The sequence below is a fragment of the Amycolatopsis sp. BJA-103 genome (assembly GCF_002849735.1).
Taxonomy (GTDB): domain Bacteria; phylum Actinomycetota; class Actinomycetes; order Mycobacteriales; family Pseudonocardiaceae; genus Amycolatopsis.
The window spans coordinates 227,677-240,618 of sequence record NZ_CP017780.1; the positions used below are offsets into that span (position 1 = coordinate 227,677).

Consider the following 12,942-nt stretch of genomic DNA (forward strand, 5'->3'; position numbering starts at 1 on the left):
GGAACGAACTGGAGGAACGAGATGAAAGCGGCCGCGTTCACGGAAGCCGGTGACCCGGAGGTACTGCGGGTGCTGGAGCTGGAGGAGCCGCACGCCGGGGCGGGGGAGGTCCGGGTGCGGGTGAAGGCGGCGGGGGTGCAGCCGTACGACGCGGCCGTTCGGGCGGGCTGGGAACCCACGGGGCTCGAGCTGCGTTGGCCGCGTGTCCCGGGGAACGAGTTCGCCGGGGTCGTCGACGAGGTCGGTTCCGGGGTTACCGGCCTCGTCGCGGGGGCCGAGGTGCTCGGTTTCACCGCCGTTCAGGCCTATGCCGAGTACATCGTGGTGCCCGCGGAGAACGTCACGGCGAAGCCGCCGGAGATGCCGTGGGAGGTCGCGGGCGGCTTCACGGCGGGAACGCAGACGGCGTACCTGGCACTCGACGGCCTGCGGGTCGCCCGCGGCGAGACGCTGCTGATCCACGGGGCGGCGGGCGCGGTGGGCACGGCCGCCGTCCAGCTCGCCGCGCTGCGCGGCGCGCGGGTCATCGGCACCGCGAGCGAGGCGAACCAGGACTACGTCCGTTCGCTCGGCGCCGAGCCGCTGGTCTACGGCGACGGCCTCACCGATCGGGTGCGAGCCCTCGCGCCGTCCGGTATCGACGCGGCGCTGGACGGGGCGGGCGGGGTCGCGTTCGACCTTTCGCTGGAACTGGTCGGGAATCCGGACCGCGTGCTCACCCTGGTCGACCACGCCCGCGCGCCGGAGGCGGGAGCGCGGGTGGTCACCGGGACGCGGTCGGCCGAGCGCCTGGGGATGCTGGCGTCGTTGTACGCCAAGGGGGAGCTGCGGTTCCTGGTACGGCGGGCGTACCCGTTCGGCGAGGCCGCGGCGGCGCATCGGGAGATCGAGACCGGGCACGGGCGCGGCAAGGTCGTGCTGACCTTCCCCTGAACCTCGTGAGTGGTAAGGGCGGTTCTAACCGTCCTTACCACTCACGACCCTCAAGATCTCCGCAGCTTCCGGATCACCCCGCGCACCACCAACGGCGCCACGATCGCCACGAACAACACCAGCGCCGCCCAGCCACCGAAGCCACCGAAGCCACCTTCGTCGTAAGCCGCCGGTGCGGCCTCTCGCCAGTTCTTCGAGCCGCCGCCCGCCGATTCCTCGTCGGGACCGGCCGTCGCGGTCGTGACCTTGTCGCCGGTGGCCGGGCCGGTGGCCGGACCCGCCGACTTGCTCGGCCCGGAGCCGCCCGGTCCGGCGGCGGGTTTGCCGTTCGGGTTGAGGATCCCCGCGGTCACCAGCGGGTCGGGCGGGCTGCTGGCGCCCGCGCCGAGGCTGCCGCGGAAGGTCGGGTTGCCGCAGTTGCCCGCGTTCAGCTGTTTCGGTGGCTGCCCGGTGAGCCGCGAGTTGGAGTTCATGATCTCCTGCGACAGGTTCGGCGGCAGTGGCGAATAGCCGATCCTGGCCATGTTGATCTGGCCGTCGCACGCGACGTGTTCGAGGAACGCGGTCATCGTGTCGGTCTTGCCCTGGTCGCCGTAGCCGCCGCGGCAGGTGTCCCGGCCGGTCGTGCAGGGCATCATGATGTAGGAATACGCCGAAATCGGGTACGTCTTCGGGTCTGCGTTCGAGTAGACCTTGTCGAGTTTCTGGCTGAGGTCCGGGCGGAGCTCCGCGAACTTCAGCGCGGACGCGATGTTCTCCGCGTAAGGCTGGGTGTACTGGCCCGCGCCGTTCTGCACCCACGCCGACGGCACGTTGTGGCGCTGCGCGTAGGCGAATTCGTCGTAGGCGACGGAGAACGGGATGGTCGCTTTGCCGATGGCCTGCGCGATCTGGTCCGAGTCCGCGAGCAGCCGGTACCAGTCGGCGTCCGGTCCCCGTTCGGGCAGCTGGATCGGGCGCACCCCGGAAGGCAGGCTGCCCATCCCGTTGCCGACGTTGCGGGAGACGAAGCGCTGGTAGGCGTCGGGCGCCGCATACGCGATGAAGTCGTAGAACAACGCCGTCGTCCCGGACTGCCCGGTCCGCCCCACCAGCGTGATGGGCTGGTCCGGCAACGACTTCCCGCCGTTGGTCGCGGTGATCGCCGGATCGCTCCAGCGGGTGATGTCCCGGCTGAAGATACGGCCGATCACCTCGCGCGTGAGGTGCAGGTAGTCGACCCGCTTCCCGGCCTGGTCGGTCACGTTGTACATGACGGCGACGGCGCCGGCGACGTCCGGCACGTACTGGTAGCCGCGGGTCTGCGCGGTCACCCCGCCGCCGCCCGCCGCGAGGAGCGAGGAGACCTCGGCTTCGGTCCCGCCGAAGTCGACCGTGCGGTCGCCGTACTGGTTGACCCCGGCGGGCGAGTTGGTGGCTGCATAGTTGACCGGGATACCGCGCGACGTCGCGCCGTTCTGCCAGTCGGTCATCGCGACGCCGACATAGCTGGACCCGGAGCCGGTGACCCTGCTGAGCGCCGCCGCGCCGGGCGCGCCCGCCACCGAGAGCGACAACAGCAGCGCCGAGACGCCGCCCAAGACGCCCAGCCGTCGTAAGGCCTCTTTCGTCCTCATCCGAATCGCCCGTTCACGTAGTCGAAGGTGCGTTCGTCCGAAGGCGCGTTGAAGATCGTGTCCGTCGGACCGTGTTCGATCACCCGGCCGGGTTCGTTCTCGGCCGCGAGGAAGAACGCGCAGTGATCCGAAACCCGCTGTGCCTGCTGCATGTTGTGCGTGACGATCACGACGGTCACCTCGTGCCCGATCTCGGCGATCGTCTGCTCGATCCGCCGGGTGGACGTCGGGTCGAGGGCGGAGCACGGCTCGTCCATCAGGAGCACGTTCGGCTGTACCGCGAGAGAGCGGGCGATGCAGAGCCGCTGCTGCTGTCCGCCGGACAGGGCGCCGCCGGGGGAGCTCAGCCGGTCACGGACCTCGCGCCACAACCCGGCGCGTTCGAGACTCTGTTCCACGAGCGCGTTCTTGTCGCCGCATTTGACGCCGGCGAGCTTGAGCCCGGCGAGCACGTTGTCCCGGATGGACATCGCCGGGAACGGGTTCGGCTTCTGGAACACCATGCCGATGCGCAGCCGGACCTGCTGGGGCCGGGTTCCGTCGGCGTAGATGTCCTGGCCGTCCAACAGGACTTCACCGGTCAGGGACGCAGACGGCACGAGTTCGTGCATCCGGTTGAGGATGCGCAGGAAGGTCGACTTGCCGCAGCCCGACGGGCCGATCAGCGCGGTCACCTCTTTGGCGGGCATCCGCAACGACACGCCTTCGAGGACCAGCCGGTCGCCGAACCAGGCGCCGATCTCCCGCGATTCGAGTGCGGCCGCGCCGGGCGGGGGACCGCCGGTCAAGGCGACCTGAGGCCTGCTGATGTCCACATCGGACAATTCGGTGGTGTCGGTCACCGGTTCTCCTGTGTTCTCAAGGTCTTCTTCGAACTCTTGGCCTTGCGCTTCGATCGGTCACGCCCGACGAACCTGGCGATCGCGAACAGGCTGAAGATGAGCAGGATCAGCACGAGCGCGCCGACGTAGCCGCGCTGCTGGACGTTTTCCAGCGGCTGCTTGATGAAGCGGTAGATGAACAGCGGGATGCTCTCCTGCGGAGCGGAGAACGGGTTGGCGTTCATCGCGAGCGACCCGAACGAGGTGAACAGCAGCGGTGCCGTTTCCCCGGCCACCCTGGCGATGCCGAGGATGACGGCGGTGGTGACCCCGGTACGGGCGGTGGGCAGGACCACCGACCACACCGTGCGTGCCCGGCTCGCACCGAGCGCCAGCGACGCCTCGCGCAGGCCGTCGGGCACCAGCCGGAGCACCACGTCCACGGTCCGCGTCACCGTCGGCAGCATGACCATCGTCAACGCCAACGTGGCCATCAAACCGTTGTAGCTGAACAGTCCCACGCCCGCCTGGATGCCGGGGATGATCAGCGCCGCGTAGATGAACAGACCGGCCACGATGGACGGGAGGCCGCTCATCGCGTCGACCATGATCCGCACCGGGCGGCGGAACCTGGACCGCGTCTCGTTGAGGAAGATCGCGGTCAGCAGGCCCAGCGGGACGACGAACACCAGGGTCAGCGCGGTCTGCTGAAGGGTGCCGACCACCGCGTGCAGCCCGCCGGTCGCGGTCACCGGATCGGTCGGCGCGACCGCGGACATGTCGTGGGAGAAGAAGGCCAGCCGCAGGTAGGGCGCGCCCTCGATGACGATGTAGGTCAGCAGGAACAGCAGCGGGACGAGCAGCGTGAGCGCTCCGGAGACCACGACGGTCGAGACGATCCGGTCCGACGCGGCCAGCCTGCCCAGCCTGTCGCGGGTGACCAGGTAGAGCATCGCCAGGTACAGCAGGTAGGCGACGATCAGATCCGCCAGCCAGCCGGGGGATTCCAGCAGCAGGTGCATGACGAACCAGGTGAGCAGCGTGGCCGAAACCGCACAGCCGAGCGCCGCCAGCCTGTCCTGTCGGGTGGTCTCCGACGGGCGGCGTTTGACGAGTTTGCGCGGGCCGGACGTCACCTGGGGAGTCAGCGTCGTGGTCATCAGGCATCCACCCCTGCACCGGACCGGCTCTTCGAGATGATCACCGACGCGGTGAAGTTCGTGGCCAGCGTGAAGAGGAACAGCACCAGGCCCGCGGCCATCAGCCCGGACAGGTAGAGCCCCGACGCGCCCGAGTTGTTGGCGATGAACCCGGAGATGGTCGCGCCGCCGAACTGCAGGACGTGCTGCGTGATCTCCGGAACCTGGGGCAGCAGAAGGGAAACGGCGATCGTCTCGCCGAGCGCGCGGCCGAGCCCGAGCATCGAGCCGCCGATGATCCCGCCCCGGCCGAACGGCAGCATGACCGTTTTGACCATGCCCCAGCGCGTGCTGCCCAGCGCGAGCGCCGCTTCCTTTTCCCCGGGCGGGGTCTGCGCGAACACCTCGCGGATCACCGAGGTCGTGATCGGGAGGACCATCAGGGAGACCACCAGCCCGGCGATGAACATGGACTGGATGTAGAGCGTGTTCTCCTTGGACGCGAACAGTGGGAACCAGCCGAGGTTCTCGGTCAGCCACGTCGAGACCGGGACGATCTGCGGTCCGAGGAAACTGAAGCCCCACAGTCCGTACAGCAGACTGGGGATGGCGGCGAGCAGGTCGACGAGGCCGGTGAGGAAGCCGCGGACCCGGCCGCTGGAGTACTCGGTGATGAACAGCGCCGCGAGGATGCTCAGCGGTACCGCGATCAGGACCGCGATGAGCGCGACCACCACCGTGCCGTAGAGCAGGCCCAGGACGCCGAGCACGCCCGAGGCCGGATCGAACCGGATGGTGCCGAAGAAGCCGAAGCCGCTGTTCTCGAAGGCGGGCCCGGACCGATACACCAGGAAGAAGCCGATGACCAGAAGGATGCCCAGCATGGTCAGCCCGGCGCCGGTGGTGACCCGGCGGAACGCCCGGTCGGCCCGGGAAAGGACTTCGGTGATCGCCCGCCGCACCGGTGCTCCCGGTGGGGACGGGTCGGGCCGGGGTGGCGCGACGGTCACGAGCGGCCTTCCTTCGTCTCGGTAAGCAAGGGAAATGAGGGCACACCACGTCGCCCCTCGATGCGGCCAGTATGTGGTGCCCGATACCGCGAAAGGTGTCCACGCGGAGAACGCCCGACGGGGCGCGTGTGAATCTGTGCCGGGGCGGGTCCGGGGACGGTTGACCCCGAATGGGCGACTCGGGGACGTTGGTTTCGGCGAGGTTCGTGAACGAGTCCCGCTCTCCGCCGTATGCCCGCGCACCTTGGGAGTCGTCCGTGTTCTTCGTCCGCGCAAGACAAGTCGGGATCTTGCTGATCTGCGGGGTGCTGATGGTCACGGGAGTGTCCGTCCCCGCGGCACAGGCGCAAGCGCCGGCAAACCCGTCCTACACGCTCAAGACCGAGCCCGCGGAGCTGACGGCGGCCCGCAACGGCGACCCGGTCCGGATCACGGTGTCGGGATTGGCGAGCGGTGCCCAGGCGTCCCTGAAAGTCTGCCCCAAGGTCCTGCCGGACAACCTGATCAAGGTCGCCGGTAAACCGCCGTGGGCGCGGGACAACACCGTCAGCGCGCGGGTCAAGGCCTACTGCGGGGAATTGAAGGACGAGTTCATCGCGAATCCGGCGCATATGGACAGCGCCACGGGACGCCGGAGCAGCAGAACCGGCGATATCGTCATCGACACCCAGATTCCCCTCGGTGCCTCCACCCCGAAAGCGATTATCTGGGACCCGCAGTACACCACCTTCAACAAAAACGCCGAAGGCCAAGCGGACAAACCTCCGACGGTTTCCTGGGCGGACAATCCCGACGTCGTCGATCCGGCGACCGGCGCCAAGACCCGCAAGAAGTATTCCTTCCGATGCGATGAGCAGAATCCCTGTTCGGTCGCGGTCACGATCACCGCGAAGAACGCCGACGGCGCGTTCGTGACCTGGATCGACAGCTCGATCGAATTCACGCCTACGCAGCAGGAGATCGGCGTCAAGGGCTGCAAGGGTGCCGGGCAGAACACGATCAGCGCGAGCATGCCCGAACGGCTGGGGCGGGCCGCGGTCGCGTGGAACCAGGCTCTCTGCGCGCCCACCCAGGCCGAGCAGCCGGCGAACATCGTGAGCGAGACGGAGAACGCCGGGCTGACCGCGTTCGACAAGGGCACCTCCGACCTCGTGATCACCGGCAGCGGGGGCGCGCTCGCCAGCCAGGCCGTGCGCGACCGGCAGTACATCCCGGTCGGGATCAACGCGGCGGTCGTGGCCGCGGTCGGCTGGTCGCCGACCGACAGCGACGACAACGGCAATTCGCTCAACGCGAAGTTCAACGGAACCCTGCGGTTCACCCACGACGAACTGGCGAACATGGTCACCAAGGGCGGCCAGCAACCCGATCTGGACGGCCGGGGCGGCATCTTCAGGAACGGCTCCGCGCTGGTCGGCCGCAACCCCGGGCTCGCGGCGGTGACGAGGGAGAACGAGGCGAACGCGGCCAGCGCCCGGGCCGGCGCCGAGAGCCTGGACTTCTTCGGGGTGACCGGGGAATCCGGACCGGGCACCGTGCCGCTCGCGTTGAGCAAGGTCCTCTCCGGGGCCGCGCCGACGGCGTGGGTGTTCCCGAAGAAGGGCACCGAGTACTTCGGTGAGCTGGACGGGAAGTCGCCAGGGGTGATCTCCGATCTGAACGTGCTCGATCCGGGCGCCCGCTCACTGCACAACGTCGACGCGAAGACCGGTCAGCTCGCCGTGCGCAAGACCGTGCAGAACGGCGTCGTCGGCACGGGGTTCGTCTGCACCGGCGGGTGCATGAGCTGGGTGATCACCGACCTCGCGACCGCGCGGGCCTACGGCTGGGCGCCGGTCGCGCTTCCGGACGGCAAGGGGAACTTCGTCGCACCGACCAAGGAAAGCCTGCAGCTGGCGGCGGATTCGATGCAGGTCGGGGCGGACGGGACGGTGCAGCCCGGAACCGTGACCAAGGACGGCGCGTACCCGCTGACCTTCGTGGAGTACCTGGCGGCGCCGGTCAATCCGCTGATCGACGCGACCTGCAAGCCGATGACCGCGAAGCAGGCGCAACTGAAGGCGGTCGCCGAGATGGCGAGCGGCTACGGGCAGGCACTGCTCCCGCCGGGGATGACCCCGTTGAGTCCCGGCCTGGCCGCCGCCGCTCCCGTGCGGGCGGCGAAGATCGGCACCGGGACGGTCAAAGATGCCTGTCAGGAAAGGGAAGAAGCGAAGAATCCTCCCGCGGCGGGGGGAAACGGTGCCACGCCTGCCGCCAACTCTTCGTCGACCGGTCCCTCCGGAGGGCTGGGTTCGACGGCCGGGACGTCGGGGACGGCCGCCGCCACGGGGCCCGCTCCCGCGGCCGCGCCCACCCCGGAAAGCGTGCTGGCGGCCAAGAACCTCGCCGAATCGATCGACATCCCGAAGTTCGCGGGGGCGGGGGTGCTGGGCGCCCTCATCCCGCTGGTGGCCCTGGTGATCCTCGCGACGCTGCCGTCCGCGACGGCGTACGTCGCCGCCGGGCGCCCGGTGCCGCGGTGGCTGGTCGTGGCACTGGCCGAGATCGGTGCCGCGTTCGCCATGCTCTTCGGTCTCCTGCGGCGTAAATCGGCCGGTGAGACGGCGTGAGCACCTCCGTCGAAGGCAGGCACGCGGCGCCTGAGCAGCCGCCCGCGCCGGAACCGGAGACCCGGTTCCTGAGCTTCGGTCCCGGCTGGATCGGCGCCGTCGTCTTCGCCTGGCTGGTCACCACGCTGGTGGCGCTGGCACTGGTCGTCTACGCGCTGGGGCCGATGCTGCAGTCGAGCGACCAGCGGAAGGCACTGGGGGAGATCCGTGGCGAGATCGCGTTGGCGCTGGGTGCCAGCCAAAGCCTGTTCGGCGCCGGCCCGCCCGCCAAACCGGTCGAGTTCGGCAAGCCCGTCGCCGTCCTGGAGATTCCCTCGCTGAAGTTGCAGCAGGTCGTCATCGAAGGCGCGTCGAGCGGCGAAACCGCTTCCGGGCCTGGTCATGTGCCGGGAACCGCCGGGCTGGGGCAGCCGGGCAACGCCGCGATCGCGGCGCGCAACGCGGGGTACGGCGGTCCGTTCGGTTCGCTGGACGCCCTCGAATCCGGAGACGAGATCGTCGTCGCGACGACTCAGGGCAAGTCCGTCTACCGCGTGACCGGAAAGGCGACCCGCCCGCTCGACGAGGGGGCCGACTACGGCAAGACCGAGAACGACCGGCTGACCCTCGTGACGTCGGCGTCCTGGTGGCCGTTGGCCTCGGAAGAAGCGACCGTGGTGACGGCGGTGCTGGAGGGCAGGCCGTTCCGGCCGACCCCGCAGAACGGCAAGGCGGACGCGCAGGACGGCCGGACCGGGGACGGCGACGCATGGGCCGGGCTCGTGCTGGCTTTCGGCGGTTTCGTGGCGGCTGCGGCCGGGGCGACTTTCCTCTACCGCCGATGGCGGCCCGTTTCCACCTATGTCATCACCGGGCCGGTCCTGCTCACCCTGGCGTCGTTGGCGGCTTTGGCGCTTTGGCGACTCTTTCCGGCCTGGGCTTAGGTCCTGGGAGGGATTTCGGTCTTTTCGGACTTGAAATCCCTCTCACGATGTGGATCTTCGCCCGATACCGACTTTGGTCGGTGGACTCCTCACTGATAGCTCTTTAGATTCTCCCCATTACACCCGGTCAGGGGTAATCCATTCGGGCAGCCGAAGGGATTCCTGTTACGGGATGTTTCGTGAAAACAGGGAGAGTTCGATGAGCAGATTCAGCCGGGTGGTCACATGCTCGGTTCCGGTCGCGGTCGGCGCTTTGCTGCTGTCCACCGCGGTTTCCGGTGCCCAGCCGTCCGAGGAGGCTCGCACGCAGGCCGGGATCAGCGCGCTGCAGAGCATCAAGAACAGCCTCACCCCCGCTGAGCGCAAGCAGTCGAGCCAGCTCGTCGTCGAGAAGCGCCTCCGCGCCGACAAGGGCCTGGCGGGCAAGCTGCCCGAGTACCGCACCGGACTGGGCGTGAGCAACGCCGGCACCGTCGCGGTGGACATCAAGGGCGCAGGACAGTCCCTGGTGGACGCCGTCAAGGCGGCGGGCGGCACCGTCCGCTACGCCTCGCCCGCCGGCGCGATCCGCGCCGACCTCCCGCTCGGCGCGGTCGACGCGATCGCCGGACGCGGGGACGTCGCCGAGGTCAAGGCCGCCTCCCAGGCGATGACCTGGAACGAGTCCGCGCCGCAGGAGCGCCGCAAGGCCACGGCCACGCAGGCCGCCGCCGCGCTGCAGGTCGCCGAGGGCGACAAGGCACACGGCAACGACACCGCCCGCACGAAGTACGGCGTCAACGGCGCGGGCCAGAAGGTCTGCGTCCTGTCGGACGGCATCAAGTCGCTCCAGGCGTCCCAGACCGCGGGCGAGCTGCCCGCCGTCGACGTTCTCCCCGGTCAGGCGGGCAGCGGTGACGAGGGCACCGCGATGCTCGAGATCATCCACGACATGGCTCCCGGCGCCGCGCTCGGTTTCGCGACCGCGTTCACCAGCGAGCAGAGCTTCGCCGACAACATCCGCGCCCTGCGGACCACCGGCAAGTGCACGATCATCGTCGACGACGTCTCCTACTTCGACGAGTCGCCGTTCCAGGACGGCCCGGTCGCGCAGGCCGTCAACGATGTGACCGCGGCGGGCGCGCTCTACTTCTCCTCCGCGGGGAACTCGGGCAACCTGACCGACGGCACCAGCGGCTACTACGAAGGCGACTTCCGCGGCTCCAGCAGCAAGATCTCCGGGATCACCGGCACGCCGCACGACTTCGACCCGAGCGGTACGACCCAGCTGTACAACGCGCTGTCGCCGAACTCGGTCGGCCGCTACGTCACCCTGTTCTGGTCCGACCCGTGGGGCAAGGCCACCAGCGACTACGACCTGTTCGTCCTGAACTCGTCCGGTTCGGTCGTCGCCTCCAGCGAGGGTTCGCAGAACGGCACCCAGAACCCGTACGAGATCGCCCAGGTCCCGGCCAGCGGCTCGGGCTTCAAGGTCGCCGTGGTGAAGTACAGCGGCTCCGACCGATTCATCGCGCTCAACGTCATCCGCGGCCGCTTCGTCCCCTCGGGTTCGCTGAAAGCCTTCAGCACCAACGGTGTCACCTCCGGTCACTCGGCAGCCGTCAACGCCTTCAGCGTCGCGGCCGCCCCGGCCGCCGGTGCCTTCGGCCGCGCGCTCGAAACCGGTGACCCGGCGAACCCGGCGGGTCCGTTCCCTGGCCTGTTCACCGGCGCCAGCAAGTGGGAGCGGTTCACTTCGGACGGTCGCCGTCACCAGTTCTACAACCCGGACGGTTCGGTGATCACCCCCGGCAACGTGTCCTCGACCGGTGGCGCCACCCGGAACAAGCCGGACATCACCGCGGCCGACGGCGTCGCGACCTCGGTGACCGGGTTCCAGCCGTTCTTCGGGACCTCCGCCGCCGCGCCGAGTGCCGCCGCCATCGCCGCGCTGCTCAAGCAGGGCAAGCCCGCCGCGACCCCGGCCGAGATCAGGAGCGCCCTGGTGTCGACCGCGATCGACCTCGGTGCCCCGGGCTTCGACCCGGTCACCGGCGCGGGCGTGATCATGACCGGCCCGGCGCTGGCCGCGCTGGGCGTCGCCCCCAAGTAAGCAGGACAAAGGAAAACGGCCCGGTGCGCGCGAGCGCACCGGGCCGTTTCGCTATTTCAGGAGCTTCAGGACTTGACGCAGGACAGGCCGTTCGGGCCCGAGATGGTCAGGAAGCCGTACCGCTTGATGGTGGTGGCGAGCTGGCCACCGCACAGCGGGCTGGCGGTCGAGGCCGTGTCACCGGCGGCGAAGCCGACGGCGCGCTGGGCCTGGTCGTAGCTGGGGGTCCGGGTGTCGAGCACGTTGTAGACGCTGCGCGAACCGAGGAACGCCGTGGTGAAGGCCGGGGTGTAGTTGCCGGCGGAACCGGAAACCGGGGAACCGTTGAAGCCGGCGCCGGTCAGCGGGTTGACGGTGAAGCCCGCACGCTTGTCCGCGACGACCGTGTTGCCCTGCGCGATCCACTGCGCGATGGAGAACGGCGCGATCGCCCGGGCGCGGTCGGCGGCCGGGATGGAGTTGCCGTCGTGCTCCTGGAAACGCTTGATGGTGACCGGCTTGGTGGTGGGGTCGAAGCCGAGGACGGTCGTGGTGAAGAAGCTCAGCGTGCCGGAGCCGGTCTGGGGCAGGTAGACGATGATGGCGGCGTTGGCGCCACCGACCTGGTTCCAGTTGGTGATGGAGCCGTCGTAGATGCCGCGCAGCTGCGCGAGCGACAGAGTCAGGCCCGCGCCCGAGCCGGTCGCCGAGGAGGACCAGGTGACACCGTCGGTGGCGAAGGCGTAGTACTCGAACGACGCGGGGTCGGACGAACCGCGGGGCGAGGACGACCGCGCGATGTCGATCTTGCCGTCGGCGGCGTCGCCCGAAGCCTTGAGCGCGGCCTTGCCCTGGGACGAGCCGTTCGGCGGCAGGTTGGTCGTGGTGTTGTAGACGACCTGGTCGGCGTAGAGGTCACCGGGAACGGTGAAGGTCGCGCCCGAGGCGAGCAGCGGCGGGATGTTGACGTGGTTGTCGGGGTCGCTGTTCCAGGCGGCGCCGTTGGCGTTGGCCAGGATCGCGCCGGTGATGTCGACGGTGGTGTCCGAGCCCGCAGCGGCCAGGACGTCTTCGAGGCCGTTGGCCGGGGCGACCGCCGAGGCGGTACCGGTCAGGGTGAGGCAGGCACACGCGGCGATCGCGGTGGCGCCGAGAAACCGAGTGGTACGAGCACGCATCTTGTTTGCACTCTTTCTCTAGTCCCCAAGTTGTCACGGGATTCCGTGACCTGCCGCCAATACTCGCTCCGCAACACTGTCCTGCCGCGGTGCTTCGCGTTCCCGCCCGACGTCATGGTGGTTAATCTCCGGGGAACGCACTTTCCGTGATCGGCCGTCACGGAAAAGGATTCGGTGAATGTCCGGCGGAATTGCGGCGGTATTTCCGCCGCCAATCGGCTATGGTCTCGATCCCTTCGCCGATGGCGGCCTCGGTGGTGGCCGACCGGAACCGGTCGAGTCCGCGCTGCGCCTCGATACGCCGTCCGTAGGCATGGCTGGCGATCGCGACGATCCGGTCGCCCGCGTGCAGGCGCCAGCGCCAGCGGCCCCCGCTGAGATGGCTGAAGTCGCTGGTCAGCTCGGCTATGTGTGTGTTGAGCCAGGTGATCGCGACGAGGCATTCCTCGGCTCGCGGATAGTCGTCGGGGGCCGAGCCCAGCGACACGTTGTTGCCGCCGAGCAGTCGCCATCGGATGGTCTCGTCGCCGGTCTGAACCAGCTGGAAGCGTGGATTCTTCTTCACTGTTCACCGCTCAGAAGACCCTGTGAACGGTGTGAATTCCCCCTGGGCACATCCGGTGAATCGCCTCGATGTGG

General features: G+C 69.1%; 10 protein-coding genes. 4 read left to right on the plus strand and 6 right to left on the minus strand.

Going from position 1 to position 12,942, the window contains the following annotated elements:
- Positions 1-21: 21 nt before the first annotated feature.
- Positions 22-933 (plus strand): NADP-dependent oxidoreductase, encoded by a 912-nt coding sequence (locus BKN51_RS01170; protein WP_101612989.1) that lies wholly within the window; start codon positions 22-24, stop codon positions 931-933.
- Positions 934-983: 50 nt separating this feature from the next.
- Here BKN51_RS01170 and BKN51_RS01175 read toward each other — a convergent pair whose 3' ends face one another.
- Genes BKN51_RS01175 through pstC form a run of 4 tightly spaced genes read right to left on the minus strand, consistent with a single transcriptional unit; the run spans position 984 to position 5,519 of the window.
- Positions 984-2,549 carry a substrate-binding domain-containing protein gene (locus tag BKN51_RS01175; RefSeq protein WP_101605838.1) on the minus strand — a complete coding sequence of 522 codons (1,566 nt, stop codon included), beginning with the start codon at positions 2,547-2,549 and terminating at the stop codon, positions 984-986.
- Positions 2,546-3,358 carry a phosphate ABC transporter ATP-binding protein gene (locus BKN51_RS01180; RefSeq protein WP_241389407.1) on the minus strand — a complete coding sequence of 271 codons (813 nt, stop codon included), beginning with the start codon at positions 3,356-3,358 and terminating at the stop codon, positions 2,546-2,548. The genes BKN51_RS01175 and BKN51_RS01180 overlap by 4 nt, the downstream gene beginning before the upstream one ends.
- Before the next feature lie 29 nt (positions 3,359-3,387).
- The gene (gene pstA / locus BKN51_RS01185) at positions 3,388-4,530 is read right to left on the minus strand and encodes a phosphate ABC transporter permease PstA (RefSeq protein WP_101605840.1); all 1,143 of its coding nucleotides are present in this window, start codon (positions 4,528-4,530) and stop codon (positions 3,388-3,390) included.
- Positions 4,530-5,519: a phosphate ABC transporter permease subunit PstC gene (gene pstC / locus BKN51_RS01190; RefSeq protein WP_101605841.1), complete on the minus strand. Its 990-nt coding sequence runs from the start codon at positions 5,517-5,519 to the stop codon at positions 4,530-4,532. The genes pstA and pstC overlap by 1 nt, the downstream gene beginning before the upstream one ends.
- A gap of 257 nt (positions 5,520-5,776) precedes the next feature.
- Between pstC and BKN51_RS01195 the strand changes: the two genes are divergently transcribed.
- From BKN51_RS01195 to BKN51_RS01205, 3 genes are all read left to right on the plus strand, one after another.
- A complete protein-coding gene (locus BKN51_RS01195) occupies positions 5,777-8,131 on the plus strand; it encodes a hypothetical protein (RefSeq protein ID WP_101605842.1) in 2,355 nt (784 codons plus the stop codon).
- A complete protein-coding gene (locus BKN51_RS01200) occupies positions 8,128-9,054 on the plus strand; it encodes a sortase (protein WP_369862503.1) in 927 nt (308 codons plus the stop codon). The genes BKN51_RS01195 and BKN51_RS01200 overlap by 4 nt, the downstream gene beginning before the upstream one ends.
- Before the next feature lie 199 nt (positions 9,055-9,253).
- Complete coding sequence (locus tag BKN51_RS01205; RefSeq protein WP_101605843.1) at positions 9,254-11,146, plus strand: S8 family peptidase; 1,893 nt, start codon at positions 9,254-9,256, stop codon at positions 11,144-11,146.
- A 65-nt stretch (positions 11,147-11,211) separates the two neighbouring features.
- On the opposite strand, the gene BKN51_RS01210 is transcribed toward BKN51_RS01205, so the two are convergent.
- Positions 11,212-12,303: a substrate-binding domain-containing protein gene (locus tag BKN51_RS01210; RefSeq protein ID WP_101605844.1), complete on the minus strand. Its 1,092-nt coding sequence runs from the start codon at positions 12,301-12,303 to the stop codon at positions 11,212-11,214.
- Positions 12,304-12,460: 157 nt separating this feature from the next.
- A complete protein-coding gene (locus tag BKN51_RS01215) occupies positions 12,461-12,868 on the minus strand; it encodes a DUF1508 domain-containing protein (protein WP_101605845.1) in 408 nt (135 codons plus the stop codon).
- Between the last annotated feature and the right edge of the window lie 74 nt (positions 12,869-12,942).